The following is a 19,809-nucleotide window of genomic DNA, read 5'->3' as shown; positions in this document are numbered from 1 at the left end:
GCAAGACAAGAGAGGCCCCGGCGGAACAATCCCGGGGCCTCTGCCCGCTGTCGTCAGGGGGTGGTGAGCAGCGCGGCCTGTCCGTCGTGGTCGCCGGTGGTCTCCTGGGGGGTGTCGAGGCGGTTGCCGAGGTCCACGTTCGGGGCGCGGCGGTACAGGCCGGTGGCGTTCAGGCGCGTGGCGAGGTCCTCGCGGGTCGCCTTGAAACTGTTGTAGGTGTGGCCGGGTTTGGGGAGCCAGCGCATGTCCTCCAGGCTGAACGCGGCGCTGAACAGGTAGCCGCCCTGAACGGGGGCGGGGCCGAACACGCGGCCGTGGTGGTTGCTGACGTACCAGGGGCCGTCACTGAACGCGAGGCCCTTGCCACTGGGGGGCAGCTGCGGGTAGAGGCGCTCGCCGAGCTGGCCGCTGTAGCCGTCGCTGTGCATGTTCTTCGGGCCGTACCCGGCGGCGGTCATGGCGGCGTTCAGGCGGGCGGTGGCCGCCTCGGGGGTGGTGGAGGTCCGGTCGAGGATCAGGACGTTGATGGGTTCGCGCAGGGTGCGTCCGCTGACCCGTTCGCCCAGCCAGGTGGCGGGTTCCAGCGTCCTGGTGATCATCCAGCGGCCGACCGGTCCCAGGTCGGGCAGGGTGGCGACGTCCGCCGGGCCGGGGCGGTACGTGGCGGGGTCGGGCAGGGGGCCGGTCTGGGCGGGGGCGCAGGCGGCCAGAAGGGCGCTGAGCGCGAGGAGCGCGGCGGGCAGGATTCGCGTCATGGGTACCCCGAGCATACTGCGGCGGGGACACTCGCACTTGCCTGTTTCATGCGTGGGGCGCGATGCTGCGGGCCGGAAATGACCGCTGCGCGGCGGGCCTCACGGTTCCCCGCCCGGCGTTGACGGCACAATAGGGAGCGATATGAAAAGAGACGTCACGACGACCGTGCTGGGCGCGGCCAGCCTCCTGGGTCTGGCGGTGGTGCTGGGCCTGAGCCTGACCTCTCCGCTGGACGTGAACCAGGGGTCGCTGGTGCGGCTGATGTTCGTGCACGTGCCCGAGGCGTGGCTGAGTTACCTCGCGTACGGCGGCACCGGTCTGTTCGGGCTGCTGTACCTGATTCAGCGTCGCCGTCACTGGGACCGGCTGGCGATGGCCAGCGGCGAGATCGGGCTGCTGTTCACGCTGGCGACCATCGTGGGCGGGATGCTGTGGGCCAAACCGACCTGGGGTACGTACTGGGTGTGGGACGCCCGGCTGACGACCACGGCGCTGAGTCTGGTGGTGTACGGCGGGTACCTGCTGATCCGGTCGCTGATCGACGACCCCGAGCGCCGCGCGCGCGTGTCGGCGGTGGTGGGGATCGTGGGGACGCTGTACGTGCCCGTGAACTACATGGCGGTGGAGTGGTGGCGCGGCGTGCACCAGACGCAGACGCTGAAGCTGCTGGGTGGCGTGCGCTGGGACGCGGCGCCGGTGTACCTGCCGACGCTGCTGCTGAGCGTGGCGTCGTTCACGGTGCTGTACTTCTTCCTGCTGCGCCTGCGCGGCATCCTGGCGGCCCGTGAGGAGGCGCGTGAGGAACGCGAACTGACCGGCGTGACCGGTCTGGAGGTGGCCCGTGGATAAGTACTTCTGGTACGTGCTGTTCTCGTACTTGGCGACGTTCAGCGTCCTGATCGGGTATCTGGCGTGGATGTGGGTGCGGCTGCGGGCCGTGCGGGGCGAGGACGCCAGCGAGGCCCCCCGTTGAGCGTGCCCGGTTCTGAATCCCCCACGCCCCTAACGCCGCTGCCACAGGCGCGGCGGCGTCAGCGCAGCCCACTGCCGGTCGTGCTGGGCGTGGCCGCGCTGGTGGGCCTGACGGCGACCATCGCGTTCGGGAACCTGAACAAGTCGCTGGAGTACTTCGTGACGCCCAGCGAGTACGCGCAGCAGCAGGCGCAGCTGCAGGGCCGCCCGGTGCGGATCGGGGGGCTGGTGAAGGCCGTGCAGTACGAACCTCAGACGCTGGACCTGCGCTTCACGGTCACGGACGGCAGCGTCAGCTACCCCGTGCAGTACCGGGGCGCGGTGACGGACCTGTTCAAGGAGAACCAGGGGGTCGTGGTGCGCGGCGAGTTCCAGGGGAACACGTTCCACGCGACGGATCTGGTCGTGAAGCACAGCGAGGAGTACAACGTCCCGAAGACGCAGGCCGAACTGAAGGACATGATCAAGTCGGCCGACTGAGGCCGGGGGTGGACCGCGCCCGCACGGCGCGGTGGGAGTGAATGTGCTGAACCTGATCTCATGGACGTCCAGTGCATCCGGCGCACTGGGGCAGCTGAGTCTGCTGGGCGCGCTGCTGTTCAGCGTGGCGGGCCTGCTGCTGGCGCTGCTGGGCGGCGCGCGGCGTGACCCGCGCGTCACGGAGGCCGCGCGCCGGGCCACCTGGGCGGTGTTCGCGCTGGTCAGCCTGAGTACGCTGGTGCTGCTCGCGGCGCTGCTGCGGGACGATTTCACGGTGCGCTTCGTCGCGGAGCACTCCATGCGCGCCTCGCCGACCTGGGTGAAGGTCACGGGACTCTGGGGCGCGCTGGAGGGCAGCATCCTGCTGTGGGCGTGGCTGCTGGCCGGGTACGCGTTCATCCTGAGTGTCACGCTGCGCCGCGACGCGCTGCGGCCCTGGGCGCTGGCGGCGATGTTCGCCAGTCTGGTGTTCTTCGTGGGCGTGTGCGCGACGGTCGCCTCGCCGTTCACGCCGGTGGCGACGCTGGTCGCGGACGGGCGCGGCCCGAACCCGGCGCTGCAGAACCACTGGATGATGGCCGTGCACCCGGTCCTGCTGTACCTGGGGTTCGTGGGTCTGAGCGTGCCGTTCGCGTACGCTGTGGCGGCGCTGGTGACGGGTCGCCTGTCGGACCACTGGGTGGTCGTCACGCGCCGCTGGACGCTGGTCGCCTGGGCGCTGCTGACGGCGGCGATCGTGGCGGGTGGCTGGTGGAGTTACGAGACGCTCGGCTGGGGCGGCTACTGGGCGTGGGACCCGGTCGAGAACGCCAGTTTCATCCCGTGGCTGCTGACGACGGCGTTCCTGCATTCCATCCAGATTCAGGAACGCCGGGGGCTGATGCGCTCGTGGAACGTGTGGCTGATCGTACTGGCGTACGCGAGCACCGTGCTGGGCACGTTCCTGAACCGCAGCGGCATCGTGCAGAGCGTGCATGCCTTCGCGGGCGGCCCGGTCGGGCCGGTGTTCCTGGGATTCCTGGCGTTCCTGCTGCTGGCCGGGACGCTGCTGGCCGCGTGGCGCGCCCCGCACCTGCGGGACGACAACGACCCGCCCGCCGCGCTGAGCCGCGAGGGCGCGTTCCTGGCGGGGAACTGGCTGTTCGTGGTGTTCGCGGTGATGGTGCTGGTGGGGACGCTGTTCCCGACCATCGTGGAGGCCGTGCAGGGCCGCCGGGACGCCAGCGTAGGCCCGGCCTTCTACAACGCGTTCGCCATTCCGCTGGGTCTGGGCCTGCTGCTCCTGATGGGCGTGGGGCCGCTGCTGCCGTGGCGGCGTGCGGACGGGCAGGGCTTGTGGCGGGCGCTGCGGCCCCTGATGATCGCGGGCGCAGGTGCGGCGCTGCTGGCGCTGGCGCTGGGCGTGCGTCACCCAGGCGTGCTGGCGACGGTGGCCCTGAGCGGGTACAACCTGCTGGGCCTGGGCCTGCTGACGGCCCGCGCGGCCCGGCAGGCGGGCGGGCTGGGCCGCACCCTGCGCGCGCAGCCGCGCCGCTACGGGGCGTACCTGTCCCACGCGGGCCTGATCGTGCTGGCGCTGGGACTGGCGTTCAGCGGCACGTACCGCCGCGACGCGCAGGTCACGCTGAACATGAACCAGCGTGTTCACCTGCTGAACGAGGACCTGACCCTGACCGACCTGGAGACCGTCACCCGGCCCGACGGGCGGTCCATCGTGGCGCGCGTGCTGATCGACGGGCGGCCCTTCAGCGCCCGCCTGAACACGTACACGCAGGGGGGCGACACGCCCTTCCCCTCCCCGGCGGTGCGCTACGGCCTGACCGGCGACACGTACCTCGTGATGACCGGCGTGGACCCGAAGGGTCAGTGGGCCAGCGTGCGCCTGATCGAGTCGCCGCTGGTGTCGTGGATCTGGTGGGGCACGCTGCTCGTGTGCGTGGGGGCCGCGTTCACGCTGGTCACGCCGCGCCGCGCTGCCCAGGCCGCCCCGGCGCGACTGGCACCCGCCACCGACTGATGCCCTCCTCCCCTTCCTGCCTGACCTTCCCGGAGCTGTGATGACCGAATCGACCCCCTCTGCCCCGAAGTCCCCTGCATCCCCAACCCCCGCGCCCCCTGCGCCACTGTGGCGTCGCCTGCTGCCCCCGGCCATCGCGTTCGCGCTGGTGGCGGTCCTGGCGGTCGCGCTGCGCACCCCGGCCAGCAACGACCAGACCGGCGGGCCGCTGGTCGGCAAACCCGCCCCGGCGTTCACGCTGACCAGCCTGGACGACACGCCGCTGTCCCTGGCGAGCCTCAGGGGCCGCCCCGTCGTCGTGAACTTCTGGGCGTCGTGGTGCGGCCCATGCCGCGAGGAAGCGCCGATGTTCCGCGAGCTGAGCGCCCGCCAGAGCGGCGGGGACGGGCTGGCGGTCGTGGGCATCCTGTTCAACGAGACGAACGAGGGGAACGCCCGGCAGTTCATTCAGGAGTACGCGCTGGCGTACCCGAACCTGCGCGACCCCGGCATCAACACGGGCCTGGAGTACGGCGTGAGCGGCATTCCCGAGACGGTCTTCATCGACCGTGACGGCGTGGTGCAGCACATGGACCGCGGCGGCCTGACCCGCGAGCGCCTGAACGTGGGTCTGGCGAAGATCGGCGTTCCCGGCCTATGAGGCGCGCGCTGCTGCTGACGGGCGCGCTGCTGGGCGGGGCGATGGCCGCCGCCCCGTCGCCCACGCCGTCCCTGACCCCGGCGCAGGAGGCACGGGCGCTGGCGATCGAGAAGAACCTGCGCTGCCCGCTGTGCGACACCGGGGAGTCCATCGCGGACTCGCGCAGCACCATCGCCGTGAAGATGCGCGAATCGGTCCGCGAGCAGGTCGCGCAGGGGCGCGGCGACTCGGACATCTACGTGTACTTCTCGCAGCGGTACGGGAATTTCGTGCTGCTCGACCCGCCCAAGTCTGGCCGGAACCTGCTGCTGTGGGGCGCGCCCCTGGCGGCCCTGGCGGCCGGAGGTGGGGTGCTGTGGGCGTTCCTGCGCCGCAGCCGCCCGGCGGCGACCCTGCCGGACGAACCGCTGAACGACGCGGGCGGCTTCGACCCGTACCTCGCGCAGGTGCAGCGCGACACCCGCCGGAACGGTGACTCGTGACGGGCGCGGTCCTCCTGAACGTGCTGCTGCTGGCGCTCGTGGCGCTGGCCTGCGTGTGGCTGGTCACCGAGCCGCTGCGGGCGCGCACGCCGGACGATCCGGACGCGGCGGAACGCGCACGCCTGGGGGCCGAACGGGACCGGCTGTACGCCGAGCTCGCGGCCCTGACCAACGAGTCGCGCCGCCCGGACCTGGAGCGGCGCGCGGCACTGGCCCTGCGCGGCCTGGACGCCCTGCCACCCGCCCCGCAGGCCCGCCCCGGCACGCGCACGCTGGCGCTGGCGCTGCTGGGCGGCGCGGCCCTGCTGACCGTGGTGGGCGCCGTGACGTTCGTGCCCCGCTGGCAGCTGGCCAGCCTGACCCCCAACGAGGCCGGGAACGTGCAGGCCGTGCTGAAACTGCCGGGCCTGAAGGCGCAGGCGGAGCGCAGCAGCACGAAGGAAGCGTACCTGGCGTGGGGCAAGGCGGCCTTCGATTCGAACACCTTCGATCAGGCGGTCACGGCGTACGGCAGCGCCCTGAAACTCGATCCGCGTCAGCCGGAGGCGCTGCGCCGCCTGGGCATCCTGCTCCTGACGCGCGGCGAGCAGACCGGGCAGGCCATCAGCGCCGAGGACGCCCAGCGGGCCGCGCTGCTGATCCGCACCGGGGCGCAGCTGGCCCCGCAGGAGCCCGAATCGCAGCTGCTGCTGGGCTTCGCGCTGGCCCGCTTCGGTGAGGATCAGGCGGCGCTGGCCGCGCTGGAACGCTACCGCACGCTGGACCCGAAGGGCCGCGACGCGGACGACCTGATCACGGCGCTGCGCGCCCGCCTGAACACCAGCGACCCGGCCCTGCGCGTGTACGCCGCGAGCTGCGCGTCCTGCCACGGACCGGGCGGGGGCGGCGGCACCGGCCCCAGCCTGCGGGCGTCCACCCTGACCCGCGCGGCGCTGGCGCAGGTGATCACGCAGGGCAAGGGCGCCATGCCCGCCTACCCGGACCTGAAAGCGGACGAACTGGACGCGCTGCTGACCCTGCTCGAAGGCTGGCAGCGGGAGGGCCAGTGAGCGACCCCGCGACCCCTCCCCCACGGGCGCGCCGCGTGACGCGCCGGGCGCTGCTGGACCGCTGGTGGCTGCTCCCGGTGGCGGGCACGGTCGGGACGTTCGGGTACATGGGCTGGTACGCCACCAGAGTGACGCTGGGCAAACGCACGCCCGGCGAGCCCGCCTTCGAGGCGGCGCCGCCGCAGCGCGTGGCGGCCCTGGCCGACCTGGGCACCGACTGGGCCGAGGTGACCTTCACGTATGCCGGGCGGCCCTGCACGCTGCTGCGCCTCCCCTCGCCCACGCGCGGGTCGCTGGGGGTGCCGGGGGGGCACCTGGCGGGCTTCTCGCGGGTGTGCACGCACCTGGGCTGCAACGTGAACCTCGTGCGGGACGCCGAGGTGATGGCCTTCGCGTTCAACTACCGCGCGCCCGGCGGGCAGGAGCACCCGCAGCTGGGCTGCCGCTGCCACTACTCGGTGTTCGATCCCCTGAAGGCGGGCGAGGCGGTGTTCGGCAAGGCCCTCGCACCTCTGCCCCGCGTGCGGCTGGAGCGGCGCGGCGCGGACGTCTGGGCGACCGGGATCGAGGCGGCGCCCGAGTACACCGGATGATGCCGGGCATGACTGAACTCGTGACGTTCACGCGGGGGGACATCCAGGCCGCTGCCGCGGTGGTGGGGGCGACAGCGCGGCATCAGGAGGCGCTGGGCCGCACCCTCTGGCCGCCCGATAGTGTCACGCCCGAGCGGCTGGCGCGGCACTACCCGGCCCCGAGCTGGCACGTCGCGTGGCGGGGCGGCGCGGCGGTCGGGGCGTTCAGCCTGCTGGAATCGGACCCGCCCTTCTGGCCGGACGACCCGCCCGGCGAGGCGCTGTACCTGCACAAGCTGGCCGTTCACCCCGCCTGCCAGGGGCAGGGGCTGGCGCACACGCTGCTGGAGCACGCCGTGCAGGTCACGCGCGCGGCGGGGCGGCCCTGGCTGAAGCTGGATACCGCTGCCAGTCGCCCCGCCCTGCGCGGCCTGTACGAGACCTTCGGCTTCGAGCCGGTGGACGAACGGGAGGTCTTCGGTTTTCAGGTCGTGCTGTACCGCCTGCCGGTGAACCGGGCCTGACGGGCCACACCGGATGGGCGGGTGCGGACCTGCACCTCCCATCCGGAAGTGGTCCGAACCCCGCCTGACCACAGGGGACCACCGGGGCGTGATCGGGCCATGATCGGCGCGGCGGGCAGGGTGGGTTCTCCCCCACCGGGCAGGTCAGACAGGCGCGGGGCCGCCCGGAGTGGTCTCGTGACCATCACGCTAGGATGACAGGGTCATGTCCCTGCCCCAGAACGACCTGCCCCTGATTGTCAGCGCCGGTGAGGCCCTGACCGACCTCGTGACTGCCGGCGGGAACGCCTGGCACGCCCACCCCGGCGGGGCCGGGTGGAACGTCGCGCGGGCCTGCGCGTCCCTGGGCGTCCCCAGCGCCTTCGCGGGCGCGGTCGGGGGGGACAACTTCGGGGACGACCTGACCCGCGCCTCGCAGGACGCCGGGCTGGACCTGCGCTTCCTGCAACGCGTGCCCGCCCCCACCCTGATGGCCGTCGTGTACTCCGCGAACCCACCCGCGTACCGGTTCATGGGCGAGAACAGCGCCGACCTGCACTTCGACCCGGCGCTGCTGCCCGGCAGCTGGCTGGGCGCGGCGCGCTGGTTGCACGTGGGAGGCATCAGCCTGTCCCGCTGGCCGCTGGCGGACACCCTGCTGGGCCTGATCGAATCGGCCCGCGCGGCCGGCGTGCGCATCAGCTTCGACCCGAACGCCCGCATCACGCACCGCCACCCGGACTACCCGGCGGTGTTCGAGCAGGTCGCCCGCCGCGCCGACCTGATGAAATTCAGCGACGAGGACCTCGCGTTCTTCTTCCCCGGCGAGTCCGAGGATGACGTCATGCGCCGCCTGCGCGGCCTGAACGCGAAAGCGCCGATCGTGATCACGCGCGGCGCGCAGGGCGCGAGCCTGTACCACAGCGCGGGCCGCGCCGACCTCCCGGCCGCTCCCGTGCAGGTCGTGGACACCGTCGGCGCCGGGGACGCCCTGTGCGCCGGGCTGCTCGTCAGCGCCACCGAGAACGCCGGCGCCCTGTGGACCGAGCACCTGCGGGTGGGCCTGCGGGCCGCCGCCGCCGCCTGCGCCCACGCCGGGGCGTACGCACCCACCCGCGCGGACCTCAGCCTGACCTGACCGCAGAATTCATACGGGATTCAAGTGACAGCGGTTTTCAGGTGTGTTGAGGGGTTCCCAGCACACCTGAAACGAGCGGATCGAGAAGCCGTCAACACCAGTAGGTGGACGTGGAATGGATGGGCGCGCTGTTGGCCCTCAATGAAACTGGACACCGCTGTCAGAGGTGATCAGGGAGTCTGGCCCTGCCGCTGAATCAAGCGAACTCGCCGAGTTGCGCAGCAGAGCGAGCACCTCGACACACCAGCGGTAGTGAAGCCCTGGGTCGTGGTGTTGGCCTCAGGGGGGCACGGGGCACCGCTGTGGGTGGGTCACAGGGCGGTGGGGCCACCGTTCAGTCCGCGACCCCACCGATGCGTGTGGCGGTCACACCACGAGGTGAGCGTCGTCGTGTTCGGCCATCATGCGCAGGAACGCCTCGACGTACTGAGGATCGAACTGCTGTCCCGCCTGGGCGCGGATCTCGCTGATGGCCCGCTCGCGCGTCCAGGCTGGCTTGTAGGGCCGGGCGTTGGTCAGCGCGTCGAATACGTCCACGATGGTGAACAGGCGGGCGGTGTCGGGAATGTTCGGCCCGCGCAGGCCACTGGGGTACCCGGTGCCGTCCCAGCGTTCGTGGTGGTAACGCACGAGGTCCAGGGTCTCGGCGGGCAGGAAGTGCAGGTCCTGCAGCATGTCATACCCGATGGTGGTGTGCGTCTGGATGACGCGGCGTTCCTCGAAGTCCAGCGCGCCGCGTTTGTGCAGCACCGCGTCTGGAATGGCGAGTTTACCGAGATCATGCAGGTACGCGCCCCAGCGGAGCGCCTTGACCTGATCCTCGTCCCAGCCGAGGCGGCGAGCGAGACGGACGCTCATGGTCACGACGCGGTTGGTGTGGCCGCCGGTGTCGTCGTCCCGCTGTTCCAGCGCGGCGCCCAGGGAGCGTAGCGTCAGGTCGTTGGCGTCGCGCAGGTCCCGGATGGCGTTCCACTGGCCCAGCTGCGCGCCCAGCAACCTGGCGAAGGAGGCCACGACGTCGATTTCCTCCGCGTCGAAGGCGTCGTGGGTGCGGGTCAGGATCAGCATGCCCAGGTGGGTGGTGGCCCGGCCGTAGACGGGCGCCACGTGGTAGTGCTGCCGCTGAGGTTTTTTCAAGAGGGCCAGGGCTTCCTCGGCCACCCAGTGGTCCGCCTGGACGCTGCGGCTGTCGTTGCCGCTGGGGTGGATGGGTCGTTCCAGGAAGGATTCGAAGGCGCCCTTGGCGGCCAGGATGTGCGGCGTGCCCTGGCGGTAGGCGACGAACGCGAGGTTCGGCGCGACCTGCAGCTTGTCCAGGATGCCCAGACCGGCGCGGATGATGGCGTCGGCGTCGCGGGCGTCCGCGAGGCGTTCGCTGCCGGCGTGCAGGGCCAGGACGGTGTTGCGCTGCCAGTGCAGTTGCCGGGCCGACACCTGCTCCTGCACGATGCGGAACCCCAGACCGGCCATCATCAGGAGGGCCGCGGCGAGGTCCAGCAGGCCCAGGGGCGTGCCGGGAAGCAGCAGGGAGATCAGAAACGCGACGGCGAAGGCGAGGACGGGCAGCAGGCGGATCTGACCGGAGGCGCCGACGGTGGCGGCGGCCATGGCCAGAGCGGCTCCGGCCATCAGGGCGGTGTGATGCTGCCAGGCGGCGTAGATCAGCAGGGCTGCAGCGCCGAGCAGCACCAGAGTCGACCAGATGGTGGAGCGGGGCACCCGGTCAGCATAGCACCGTGCTGCACGGCGCTTCATGCCGCAGCGGCCCGGTCGCCCTCGGGGGAGGGCCGTTGGCTGGAGGGCTGACCCGGGGGGGTCAGGCGGGTTGCAGCTGGATCTGGCGGTTGCGGGCGTCCACGTGCACGACGTGCGGTTCCAGGGTGCGGGCCTCCTGGTCGCTGTAGTTGCCGTACGCGGCGATGATCACGAGGTCGCCGGGGCTCACGAGGTGCGCGGCGGCGCCGTTGATGCCGATCACGCCGCTGCCGCGCGGGCCGCTCAGGGCGTAGGTGCTCAGGCGGTTGCCGTTGGTGATGTTGTAGATGTCCACCCGTTCGTTCACGAGGATGTCCGCCGCGTCGAGCAGGTCCTGATCGATGGTGATGCTTCCGACGTAGTCGAGGTCGGCCTGAGTGACGGTGGCGCGGTGAATCTTGGCCCTGAACATGATGCGTTCCACGAGCGGCCATTGTACGCGGTGCAGCCAGCCGCGCCGGGCGGCCGCTCACGGTCTGCGGGGCGGCGGGGTCACTCGGGCAGAGTGCCGTCCACGAATACGGTCTTCTGGTCGGTGTAGTGCACCTGTCCGGCGGGCGCGCCGCGTGGTTTCCAGACGTGCTTGATGCGGGTGTAGTCCACCGGGACGTTGCTGCTGCCACGCGCCTTGCTGTTCGCGGCGGCCAGCCGGGCGGCGTACAGGATGTCCGGCAGGTCCAGGTCGCGCCCGCCACTGCGCACCAGGACGTGACTGCCGGGGTAGCCCTGCGCGTGGAACCACCAGTCCAGGCTGCGGCCGATCCGGTGGGTGAGAGTGGCGTTCTCCTTGTTGTTGCGGCCCACCAGGGCCTCCAGGCCACTGGGCGTGGTGAAGCGCGTGCCATACGGGCTCTTCTCCGGCCGTTCCTGCTGCACCTGGACGCTCAGGGCTTCCAGGGTGGCGAGGTCGGCGGTGTCGAGGGTCTGCACGCGCGCCTCCGCCTCGGTCAGTTCGGCGCGCAGGGTGTGCTCGCGGTCGGCGAGGCGCAGGTACACGTCCTCGCGGCGGCGGGCGCGGGCGTAGCGTTTCTCGGCGTTCTGCACGGCGCTCAGCATGGGTTCCAGGGCAATGGGCTGCTCGCCGCTGCCGTCGAAGGCCGCAAGCAGTACGCTGCTGGCGCCGGTGGGGACCGTGTGGGCGTAGGCCATGAGCAGGTCCGCTTCCTGGCGGTCGCGGGCGGCGTCCGTGAGGCCCGCCTCGGCGCGGGTGACGTCCGCGAGCTGGTTGCGCAGCAGGGTCAGGCGCTTGTCGAGCGGTTCGCGCAGCGCCTTGCGCAGCGTGGCGGCCTTCTCGCCCCGGGCGGCCTCGCGCGCGCCGTCCTGCATGACGCCCTCGCTGACGGTGGGGTCGGCGACCAGGGACTGCACGGCGGCCAGGGCCTGGGGCCACGCCTCGCCGGGCGGGCTGTCGGGGGTGAGGTCGGCCCGGCGGGCGAGTTCTGCGCCCAGCAGGGGCCCCAGGCCGTCGAGCCGCTCGCGCCATCGTCCGACCGGCAGGTGCCGCAGGTCCTGCGCCTGTCCGGGGGTCAGGGTGCGCGGGTCGAGTTTCTCGTAGGGCGGTGGGGGCGCGTACCGGCCCCCGGTGCGGATGGTGCGGAAGCGGTTGCGGCTGCCGGTGATCTCGCGCGCGGCCATGACGATGCGGCCCTCGAAGCCCTCGCCCTCGTCCAGCACGAGGAGGTTGGCGTTGCGGCCCGTCACCTCGAACAGCAGTCGGGTGGGGGCCTGGTCCACGAAGCCGGTCTCGCCCGCGAAGTGCAGCGCGATCACCCGGTCGAGTTTCAGCTGCTCGGCGCGCAGCAGGTCCCCCCGGACCCGCGCGGCCAGGAAGCGCTGGAAGGGACTGCGGGGGTCGCCGCGCAGCCGCTCGCGCGACAGGTACACCACGGGTTGCGGCGGGCGGTAGGACAGCACCAGGTTGGTCTGTCCGCCCAGCCGCGGTCCGTCGAGGAGCAGCGCGGCGGTCGTCTCGTCGGGGAAGGCCCAGCCCAGCGTGCGCAGCGGCAGCTGATCGGTCAGGTCGCGCAGGACGCGCGCCAGCATCAGGCCTTCCACGGGTGGCCTCCGGGGTGGGGGGGGAACGTCATCCGGGCATGCTAGCGCGCGGGCCACCCCCGGCCGCGCCGCTGGGAGTGGCCCGCGCGGGGCGGGTCAGGGGGTTACCAGAAGTTCCCGATGCGGAAGTAGAACTTCCCGGTGCGGGTCTGGGGGCTGAAGCCGTAGTCGAAGCGCAGGCTGGGCAGCAGCGCCCCGCCAATGCCGAGGTTGAGCTGCGCGCCGGCGCCGAAGCCGTACTTCAGGCTGGGGTCAGTGTTCGTGGCGCTGCCGCCCCAGGCGGTCCCGGCGTCGGCGAACAGCACGCCGTACAGGCCCTGCGCGATCCCGGCCTTCAGGCCGAAGTCGTAGCGGTACTCGGCGCTGGTGGTGAAGTAGTTCGTGCCGAACAGTTCGCCGTCCTTCAGGCCGCGCAGCTGGAAGGGCGTGGCGACGCTGCCGCCACCGATGGCGTACCCGGTTCCGGCCGGGGCGGTATCGACGCCCAGGACCGTGCCGGCGTTGGCGCGCACGGCGAACACCTGCTGCTTGTTACTCAGACCCAGGTCCTTCTCGAGGGTACGGCCGAAGCCGTAGTAGGTGCTGGCTCCGCCGCTGACGTTGGTCCAGCGCAGTGGCGTGTCTCCCTGGCGACCGAAGGAGTAGGTCACGCCGGTACTGGCGCGGACGCCACCGTCGGGGAATTCGCCGTTGGTGGTGCTGTCGTAGTTCAGTCCGGTGGAGAGTCGGGTAGTCAGGTTGGTTTCGGGCAGCAGGGCTTTGGCGTCGGCCTCGTTGAAGGTGCGGGTCTGGTCGGCGCCGCTGGCGTCCTTGTAGGTGACGGTGTTCTTGTCGCCGCTCTGGAGCGCTTCGAGGTAGTAGGTCTTGTAGCTGAAGCCCACACCGACGTTGGCGGTGAGGTTGCGGGCGAGGCTACGCCCGGCACTGACGCTGAAGCCCGTGTCGCGCACGGTGTAGTCCCAGCCGGTATCCGCGCGTGCCGGAGTATCTGTTTCCCTGCTGTACAGGGCATTGTTGCCATACACCTTGCTGCTGACACCGAAGCTGACGCTGGTCGGGGTTTTCCGGAAGTCCAGGAAGTCGATGTCCAGCCAGGGAATGGCATACGCCACCTCGGCCACGAGGTTCTGTCCGGCCTCGTTCTGCTGTCCGCCGAGGGTGGCGGTCAGGTTGTGACCCAGACCGAACACGTTGTTGTTCGAGTACCCGGCGTCTCCGGCGAATCCGCCGTTGAACTGGTCGTAGCTGAGGCCCAGGTTGACGGGAATGCCACTTTTCGTCTCGGCGACGCCCAGCACGTAGGTGATGCTCTCGGGGTTCTGCGGGTCGGCGCGGACGGTTTCCGTCGTGACCCGCACGAAGCCCAGGCGGGCAATGCGGCCGATCGCCTCGTTCAGTTCGTTCCGGTTGAAGGCGGCGCCTGGAGCGGGCAGTTCGCGGGTGATGACGCGGTCCTTGGTGTTGTGGGCGCCCTGCCACTGCAGTTCGTAGCCGGCGACCTTCACCTCGCGCAGGTTGTAGGTGAGGGTGCCGTCCTGGAAGGTGATGGCGTCGCGGGTGCTGATCTCGTAGCCCTGCTTGCGGTAGGCGTCGCGCAGCGCCAGGAAGTCCTGCTGGGCCAGCTGCGGGGAGTACACGTCGCCGACCCTGGTCTTCAGGACGGCCTGCAGGGTGGCGGTGGGGATCAGGGTGTTGCCCTGGAGGGCGACTGCCTTGACCGGGCCGGTCTCGACGCCGGATGAGCCGAACAGGACGGTGACCTGGGCGGGGTTCTGCGGGTTGGGCTGGATGGCGAAACCGACGGGTTTGCCGGTCTGGTTGGCGAGGGTGCGGACGTCGGCCTGCAGGTTGGCCAGACTGACGGGCTGTCCGGTGCGGGTCTGCAGCGTGACGGTGGGGTTGCCCAGGTCCTCGAGGTCGACGGCCGACACGCGACCCTCGATGGCGCGGACTTTCAGGACGCCGCTCTCGAGGGTGCTGTTCTGGACGTCCACGCCAGCCTGGACGTATCCGGCGTCGTCGTAGGCCTGCTGTAGGAGCTGCACGGCGCCGTAGTAGGCTTCGGGGTTGAAGCGTTTGGCGTCGTACAGGGGTTTGAAGATTTCCGTGACCTTCGTGGCGGGCAGCAGGGTCACGCCCTCGACTTCCACGCGGGTGATGGGGGCGGTTTCGTCGACCACGAAGTTCACGGTGACGGTGCCGTCCGTGCCGGTTTTGACGTCGGCGCTGATGCTGGGGGCGAAGGGGTAGCCTTCCTGCTCGAAGTTCTCGGCGAGTGCGGTTTTGGCCTCGTCGATGCGCTGGTTGTTCAGGGTGGCGCCGGGGGCGATGTTCAGCAGGTCGGCGACGCTTTTCTTGAAGCCGTCGGCGGGCAGGAACGTCAGGCCGGTGATGGTGACGTCCTTGATGGTGGGGTTGGGCACGACGGTGATGACCAGCGTGTCTTTTCCGGCGACGGTGCGCAGGTCGGCGACGGCGGTCTTGAAGTAGCCGGTGGCGATGACTTCCTGCTCGACCTGACGGAGGTTCACGCCGGACAGGGGGGTGCCGGTCTGGGTGCTGAGGGTGGCGCGGACGAAATTCGCCAGCAGTTCACTGGTGCCGACCACGGTCACGTCCTGCACGGTCCCGGCGGTCTGGGCGACGGCGGGCGCGGCAAGAAGGACGGTCACGGCGAGCGTCAGGGGGTGTCGCATGCTTCTCCTAGTGTCGCACACCCCTGGACATCGCCCCCGGGCCGCTGGTGCTGGTGGGGGCTGCGGGTGCGCGCCTCGCTGCTCACACTTGCGGGGCTGAGCCTGAGAAGGGTGAAGATTGTGTGCGGAGCGTTGATGATCGGCATGAAGGGCGGAGCGTGCGCTGCATCGCTGGGCACACCGGATCATGAGTCCTTCCTGGGACGGGACTGTGTGGCGTGAGAAGTTCACTTGAGCCCATGGGGCGTCTCGGGTGAGAATGCGCGGGTGAATTCATCATGTCAGCGGGCGGGTCCCCCGGGCGCCGGGACTGCCTCATGAGCCTGCCGGAGGTGCTGCGCGGGATCCGGCAGGCCGAGCAGGTGGCGGGTCGGCCCGAGGGGAGCGCGAGACTGGTCGCCGTGACCAAGGGGCAGTCGTTTGAGGCGATTGAACGGTGTGTCCTCGCGCACGGCGACTTCCCACTGGGTGAGGGCCGCGCGCAGGAGCTGCGGGACAAGTCGGCGCTGCACCCGGATCAGGACTGGCATTTCATCGGGTCCCTGCAACGCAACAAGGTCAAGTACCTGCGGCACGTGTCGCTGGTGCACTCCATTGAGGCGCCGTGGCAGGCGCAGGCTATTGCGCAGGCGGCGCAGAGCTGGGGCCGCGCGCCGGACGTCCTGCTGCAGGTGCACAACGGCGAGGCGCAGAAACATGGCCTTGAGGCGTCCGAACTGAGCGGAGCCCTGCGGGAGGTGCAGGCGACCGGCCTGACGGTGCGGGGCCTGATGCTCATGGCGCCCGATCTGGACGACCTGCCGACCCCCGAGCGGGAGGGGCAGTTGAGGTCCCTGTTTGCGGACACGGCCCGGCGCGCGCATGATCTGGGTCTGGCAGAGTTGAGTATGGGCATGAGCGGGGATTACCCGCTGGCCGTTGCGGCTGGAGCCACCCTGGTTCGGGTGGGAAGGAGTCTGTTCACGTGAAATTCACTCCCCTTGATGTGCGTCACCAGGAATTCCCCACCCGCATGGGCGGGTACGAACGAAGCAGCGTGCGGGCGTTCCTGCATGATCTGGCCGATGATCTCGAGCAGCAACTGCAGCTGCATCAGTCGACGGTGGAACGCGTCACGGCGCTGCAGAAGGACCTGGAAGCGCAGCGGCAGAATGAGGATGAGATCCGCCGAGCGGTGATCGCCGCCGAGCGGATCTCGCACGAGTTGCGGGAGAACGCGGCGCGAGAGGCGGAACTGATGGTGTCGCAGGCGACCACGGAACGCGACGGCCTGATGCGTGAGGTGGAATCCCGCCGGGCCGAGCTGGAGGCAGGGCATCAGGCGCGCCTGTCGGCGCTGGAGGCCGCGTTCCGGGGTCGTTTCGCGGATCTGGAGCGGGATCATCACGTCCTGACCCTGGACCGCGAGCGGGCGCAGGCCGAGCGGCTGGCGGAACTGGAGCGGACCTTCAGTGACCGGCACGCGGAACTGAATGCGCGTCTGGTGGCGGCGCGGCAGGAGTACTCGCAGTTCCTGAGCGGGTACCGGGCGCTGGTGGCGTCCTTCACGGAACTGGCGTCCCGGCACGCCCCGCCGGAGGAGACGGCCCTGCCGGTGGCGCGGCTGGAGCAGCTGACCTCGTCTGCGGCGCGGGTGGAGGCGGAGGGGCCGCCAGCGTTGCCTCAGTCCACACCGGCGGCCCCGCTGACCGGGCACGCGCTGGTGACGCCGGGGCCGTCGAAGGTGGAGACGGATGACCGGCCCCTGCGGCTGGAGGCGCAGCAGTTCCTGTGAGCGCCCTGACCTCTGCCCTGCCGACCTTCGCGCTGCCGGTCGCCGACCCGGCCTTCGTCCGGGACCCGTACCCGCTGCTGGCGCGGCTGCGCACCGAGACGCCGGTGTTCTTCGATCCGGACATGAACCGGGTGGTCCTGACCCGGCACGCGGACATCAGCGCCGTGCTGCGCGACCGCCGGTTCGGGCGCAGCGCCCTGCACCGCTTCTCACGTGACGAGCTCGGCTGGCCGCTGCCGGACTCCCGGCAGGCGAACTTCGATGCCTTCAACAGCAATCACCTGCTGGACAGCGAGCCGCCCAAGCACACGCGCCTGCGTTCACTGGTGCAGCTGGCCTTCACGCCCCGCCGGGTGGAGGCCCTCTCGGAGCGGATCGAGGCGATCCTAGACGCTCAGCTGCGTGACCTGGGGCGGCAGGGGCCGTTCGATCTGGTCGAGGAGTACGCCGAGCCGCTGCCCGTGACGGTCATCGCGGAGCTGCTGGGCGTCCCGCAGGAGCACCGCGCGCAGCTGCGGCCCTGGTCGGCCTCGATCGTGAAGCTGTACGAGCCGGCGCCCACGCCCGCCGATCAGGACGAGGCCGAGCAGGCCGTGCTGGACTTCAGCGCGCTGCTGCGGGCCCTGGTTGCGCAGCGCCGGACCGCCCCACAGGACGACCTGATCACAGCGCTCGTGCAGGCCGAGGAAGGCGGCGACCGCCTGACCGAGCAGGAACTGGTCGACACCTGCATCCTGCTGCTGAACGCCGGGCACGAGGCGAGCGTGAACGGCCTGACGGCGGGCGTGCTGGCCCTGCAGCGCGACCGGGGGCAGTGGGAGGCGCTGGTCGCGCAGGCGCACGCGCCGGACAGCCTGAGCGTGTTCCGCCGGGCGGTCGAGGAACTGCTGCGCTTCGACACGCCGCTGCCGATGTTCGAACGGATCGTGCTGGAACCGCTGACGCTGCACGGCGCCGACCTGAAGCCCGGCGACCGCGTGAGCCTGCTGTACGCCAGCGGGAACCGCGACCAGGATCGCTTCGACGCCCCGGACGAGCTGCGCCTGGGCCGCGACCCCAACCCGCACCTGACGTTCGGGCTGGGCATCCACTACTGCCTGGGCGCGCCGCTGGCGCGGCTGGAACTGGCCCTGAGCCTGCGCGCGCTGTGCCGCGCCCTGCCGGACCTGCGCCTCGTGGACCCGCAGGAGCCGGGGCAGTACACCGGGGGCTTCGTGATCCGCGGGCTGGCGCGGCTGGACGTGCAGGCCGGGTGACCCTCCCTAGCCGGATCGGCCCGGCGGAGGTCGCGGCGCTCTGGCCGGTCGGTCCGGTGACGGCGCTGACCCCGCTGAGCGCGGTGAGCATCAACGCCGCCTGGCGCGTGCAGGCGCACGCGGGCGCCTTTCACCTGCGGGTGTACCGCGACCCCCGCCGCGAGCGGGCCGAAGTCGAACATCACGCCGTGCGGCTGGCCCGCACCTGCGGGATCTCCACCCCGGACCTGCTCGTCACGCGTGGGGGCGGCACGCTGGCCCGGCTGCATGGGCACTGGGCGGCCCTGTTCGAGGTCGCGCCCGGCGCACGGGTTCCCCGCCCGGACCTGACCCCGGCGCATGCCGCCGCGCTGGGGGCGTTCCTGGCAGACCTGCATAGCCGGCTCCCTGAATCGGTCCCGTTCGAGGTGCCGGCGCTGGCGCCCCCGGCAAGCGTGCCGGTGACCCTGGACCGCCTGCGGGTCATTGAGGCGGCCATTCTGGCTCTCCCCCACCCGGACGCCACGGACGGCTGGGCCCTGGAGCGCACCCGGCAGCGCCTCGCCCACCTGCGTGCCGCGCCGTCGCCGGACGACCTGCCTGCCCTGCCGACCTGCTTCGTGCACGGCGACTTCCACGACGGGAACGTGTTCTTCCACGCTGGCGTGCCCGCCGCGGTGATCGACTGGGAGCAGCCACGCCTCGCCCCGCGCGCATGGGAGGCAGTGCGCTGCCTGCACCTCAGTCTGCGGCTCGACCCGGTCCTGGGCGGGGCGTTCCTGCGGGCCTACCGGGGGCACCTGCCCCTCCTGCCAGAGGAACTTCGGCGGGGTGCCGAGCTGTACGCCGCGCTTCAGGAGAGGAACGTGTGGGTCTCCGAGAGCGTGTACCTGCGCGGCAACCCGGGTCCCCGGGCGTTCATCCGTCCGCCGCCGTACCTGCCGTTCCCGCAGGCGTGGGAAGCGTCGGGGCTGCGGTAAAGGTCCACCAGCCCGGGTGCAGCTCACCAGCCCGGGCTTCCAGCATCCCCTCATCGGCCCTGTTCAGGGCCCGCAGGGCCAGCACCCGCGCGGGACTGCGCGGCGCGCTGCGTTCCAGGGCCTTCGCGGCCGTCGCCTGCCCCTTGCGCGGGTTCAGGCGCAGTTGCGTGTGCGCCAGCACGGCCAGCAGGTGCGCGTCGGCGCTCTGCCCGGCGATCTCGGCCACCTTCAGTCCCTCGGCCAGGGTCCGCAGGGCCGCGTGCGAGTCGGCCTGCTGCCCTTCAGCCAGGAGGGTCACGGCGGCGATCAGGGCGGCGCTGTCACCCTCGTGACGGGCCAGGGTCCGGGCGGAACCCGCCAGATCTGGCGCATCGGTGCGCGCCTCCAGGGACGCCGCGCGGGCCCGCAGGAGTGTCACACGGGCGCCCTCGGGTTCGCCTGTCAGTTCCGCGCGGGCCGCATCGGTCTGACCCCCTCTCAGGTATGCGGCGGCGCGGAGCAGCGGCTCGGTGCTCCACGCCAGCGTGCGGCCCGGAGCGCCCCAGTGCAGGGCCAAGGCGGCGGCCTCCTCGGCCCGCGCGCCAGTCAGGTGGCCCGGGAGATCCAGGCCCGCCGGGTCAAAGAGGCCAGTCGGTCGGGTCAGGGCGGCGCGCAGCTCATGAAGCGGATCGGTCACGCCCGCCATTGTGCCAGCCGCGCCCGGCC

Annotated in this window: 20 protein-coding genes; 14 read left to right on the top strand and 6 right to left on the bottom strand. The window is 71.3% G+C overall.

All coding sequences use genetic code 11. From position 1 onward, the window contains the following. Window positions 1-53: 53 nt before the first annotated feature. A complete protein-coding gene (locus IEY69_RS01400) occupies window positions 54-755 on the bottom strand; it encodes a hypothetical protein (protein ID WP_229783539.1) in 702 nt (233 codons plus the stop codon). 142 nt (window positions 756-897) lie between these two features. Between IEY69_RS01400 and ccsA the strand changes: the two genes are divergently transcribed. The 10 genes from ccsA (at window position 898) to IEY69_RS01355 (ending at window position 8,609) form a co-directional block, all read left to right on the top strand. After that, window positions 898-1,605, top strand: coding sequence for a cytochrome c biogenesis protein CcsA (gene ccsA, locus IEY69_RS01395; RefSeq protein WP_189071371.1), 708 nt, complete (start codon window positions 898-900; stop codon window positions 1,603-1,605). Then, window positions 1,598-1,729, top strand: a complete 132-nt coding sequence (locus IEY69_RS21905) for a hypothetical protein (RefSeq protein WP_268243843.1) — start codon at window positions 1,598-1,600, stop codon at window positions 1,727-1,729. The genes ccsA and IEY69_RS21905 overlap by 8 nt, the downstream gene beginning before the upstream one ends. After that, window positions 1,726-2,208, top strand: coding sequence for a cytochrome c maturation protein CcmE (ccmE, locus tag IEY69_RS01390; protein ID WP_189071370.1), 483 nt, complete (start codon window positions 1,726-1,728; stop codon window positions 2,206-2,208). Before IEY69_RS21905 ends, ccmE begins: the two co-directional genes overlap by 4 nt. A gap of 43 nt (window positions 2,209-2,251) precedes the next feature. After that, on the top strand, window positions 2,252-4,225 hold the full coding sequence (locus IEY69_RS01385; protein WP_189071369.1) for a heme lyase CcmF/NrfE family subunit: 1,974 nt from the start codon (window positions 2,252-2,254) through the stop codon (window positions 4,223-4,225). A 40-nt stretch (window positions 4,226-4,265) separates the two neighbouring features. Continuing rightward, window positions 4,266-4,865, top strand: a complete 600-nt coding sequence (locus IEY69_RS01380; protein WP_189071368.1) for a TlpA family protein disulfide reductase — start codon at window positions 4,266-4,268, stop codon at window positions 4,863-4,865. Next, window positions 4,862-5,347, top strand: a complete 486-nt coding sequence (locus IEY69_RS01375) for a cytochrome c-type biogenesis protein (protein ID WP_189071367.1) — start codon at window positions 4,862-4,864, stop codon at window positions 5,345-5,347. Before IEY69_RS01380 ends, IEY69_RS01375 begins: the two co-directional genes overlap by 4 nt. Then, entirely contained in the window at window positions 5,344-6,396 is a 1,053-nt protein-coding gene (locus IEY69_RS01370; RefSeq protein ID WP_189071366.1) for a c-type cytochrome, read from the top strand. The genes IEY69_RS01375 and IEY69_RS01370 overlap by 4 nt, the downstream gene beginning before the upstream one ends. Beyond that, window positions 6,393-6,989, top strand: a complete 597-nt coding sequence (locus IEY69_RS01365; RefSeq protein ID WP_229783538.1) for a Rieske (2Fe-2S) protein — start codon at window positions 6,393-6,395, stop codon at window positions 6,987-6,989. Before IEY69_RS01370 ends, IEY69_RS01365 begins: the two co-directional genes overlap by 4 nt. A gap of 8 nt (window positions 6,990-6,997) precedes the next feature. Next, complete coding sequence (locus IEY69_RS01360) at window positions 6,998-7,492, top strand: GNAT family N-acetyltransferase (protein ID WP_189071365.1); 495 nt, start codon at window positions 6,998-7,000, stop codon at window positions 7,490-7,492. Window positions 7,493-7,697: 205 nt separating this feature from the next. Then, window positions 7,698-8,609: a carbohydrate kinase family protein gene (locus IEY69_RS01355; RefSeq protein WP_189071364.1), complete on the top strand. Its 912-nt coding sequence runs from the start codon at window positions 7,698-7,700 to the stop codon at window positions 8,607-8,609. Between the two features lie 366 nt (window positions 8,610-8,975). Here IEY69_RS01355 and IEY69_RS01350 read toward each other — a convergent pair whose 3' ends face one another. From IEY69_RS01350 to bamA, 4 genes are all read right to left on the bottom strand, one after another. Next, window positions 8,976-10,328: an HD-GYP domain-containing protein gene (locus IEY69_RS01350; protein WP_308425421.1), complete on the bottom strand. Its 1,353-nt coding sequence runs from the start codon at window positions 10,326-10,328 to the stop codon at window positions 8,976-8,978. A 97-nt stretch (window positions 10,329-10,425) separates the two neighbouring features. Continuing rightward, window positions 10,426-10,788 carry an aspartate 1-decarboxylase gene (gene panD, locus IEY69_RS01345; protein WP_189071363.1) on the bottom strand — a complete coding sequence of 121 codons (363 nt, stop codon included), beginning with the start codon at window positions 10,786-10,788 and terminating at the stop codon, window positions 10,426-10,428. A 68-nt stretch (window positions 10,789-10,856) separates the two neighbouring features. Continuing rightward, entirely contained in the window at window positions 10,857-12,419 is a 1,563-nt protein-coding gene (locus tag IEY69_RS01340) for an Rqc2 family fibronectin-binding protein (protein WP_189071362.1), read from the bottom strand. 104 nt (window positions 12,420-12,523) lie between these two features. Then, window positions 12,524-15,115: an outer membrane protein assembly factor BamA gene (gene bamA, locus IEY69_RS01335; protein ID WP_189071361.1), complete on the bottom strand. Its 2,592-nt coding sequence runs from the start codon at window positions 15,113-15,115 to the stop codon at window positions 12,524-12,526. 317 nt (window positions 15,116-15,432) lie between these two features. Here bamA and IEY69_RS01330 point away from each other — a divergent pair, with 317 nt between their 5' ends. The 4 genes from IEY69_RS01330 to IEY69_RS01315 are packed head-to-tail and all read left to right on the top strand — an operon-like array spanning window position 15,433 to window position 19,104. Beyond that, window positions 15,433-16,083: a YggS family pyridoxal phosphate enzyme gene (locus IEY69_RS01330; protein ID WP_189071360.1), complete on the top strand. Its 651-nt coding sequence runs from the start codon at window positions 15,433-15,435 to the stop codon at window positions 16,081-16,083. Continuing rightward, entirely contained in the window at window positions 16,080-16,889 is an 810-nt protein-coding gene (locus IEY69_RS01325) for a DivIVA domain-containing protein (RefSeq protein ID WP_189071359.1), read from the top strand. The genes IEY69_RS01330 and IEY69_RS01325 overlap by 4 nt, the downstream gene beginning before the upstream one ends. Further along, entirely contained in the window at window positions 16,886-18,145 is a 1,260-nt protein-coding gene (locus IEY69_RS01320) for a cytochrome P450 (RefSeq protein ID WP_229783536.1), read from the top strand. The genes IEY69_RS01325 and IEY69_RS01320 overlap by 4 nt, the downstream gene beginning before the upstream one ends. Beyond that, the gene (locus IEY69_RS01315) at window positions 18,142-19,104 is read left to right on the top strand and encodes a phosphotransferase enzyme family protein (protein ID WP_189071358.1); all 963 of its coding nucleotides are present in this window, start codon (window positions 18,142-18,144) and stop codon (window positions 19,102-19,104) included. The genes IEY69_RS01320 and IEY69_RS01315 overlap by 4 nt, the downstream gene beginning before the upstream one ends. Here IEY69_RS01315 and IEY69_RS01310 read toward each other — a convergent pair. After that, the gene (locus IEY69_RS01310) at window positions 19,043-19,789 is read right to left on the bottom strand and encodes a hypothetical protein (RefSeq protein WP_373290966.1); all 747 of its coding nucleotides are present in this window, start codon (window positions 19,787-19,789) and stop codon (window positions 19,043-19,045) included. The two genes, IEY69_RS01315 and IEY69_RS01310, sit on opposite strands and share 62 nt — an antisense overlap. Window positions 19,790-19,809: the final 20 nt, after the last annotated feature.

The organism is Deinococcus sedimenti, assembly GCF_014648135.1.
Lineage (GTDB): Bacteria > Deinococcota > Deinococci > Deinococcales > Deinococcaceae > Deinococcus > Deinococcus sedimenti.
Note: the sequence above shows the minus strand (reverse complement) of the source record. Positions and strands in the feature narration are given on the sequence as shown.

Coding starts and splice junctions, on each gene's coding strand:
- IEY69_RS01400 (WP_229783539.1), bottom strand. CDS start 755: ATGACGCGAATCCTGCCCGCCGCGCTCCTCGCGCTCAGCGCCCTTCTG.
- ccsA (WP_189071371.1), top strand. CDS start 898: ATGAAAAGAGACGTCACGACGACCGTGCTGGGCGCGGCCAGCCTCCTG.
- IEY69_RS01380 (WP_189071368.1), top strand. CDS start 4,266: ATGACCGAATCGACCCCCTCTGCCCCGAAGTCCCCTGCATCCCCAACC.
- IEY69_RS01375 (WP_189071367.1), top strand. CDS start 4,862: ATGAGGCGCGCGCTGCTGCTGACGGGCGCGCTGCTGGGCGGGGCGATG.
- IEY69_RS01360 (WP_189071365.1), top strand. CDS start 6,998: ATGACTGAACTCGTGACGTTCACGCGGGGGGACATCCAGGCCGCTGCC.
- IEY69_RS01355 (WP_189071364.1), top strand. CDS start 7,698: ATGTCCCTGCCCCAGAACGACCTGCCCCTGATTGTCAGCGCCGGTGAG.
- bamA (WP_189071361.1), bottom strand. CDS start 15,115: ATGCGACACCCCCTGACGCTCGCCGTGACCGTCCTTCTTGCCGCGCCC.
- IEY69_RS01330 (WP_189071360.1), top strand. CDS start 15,433: ATGAGCCTGCCGGAGGTGCTGCGCGGGATCCGGCAGGCCGAGCAGGTG.
- IEY69_RS01310 (WP_373290966.1), bottom strand. CDS start 19,789: ATGGCGGGCGTGACCGATCCGCTTCATGAGCTGCGCGCCGCCCTGACC.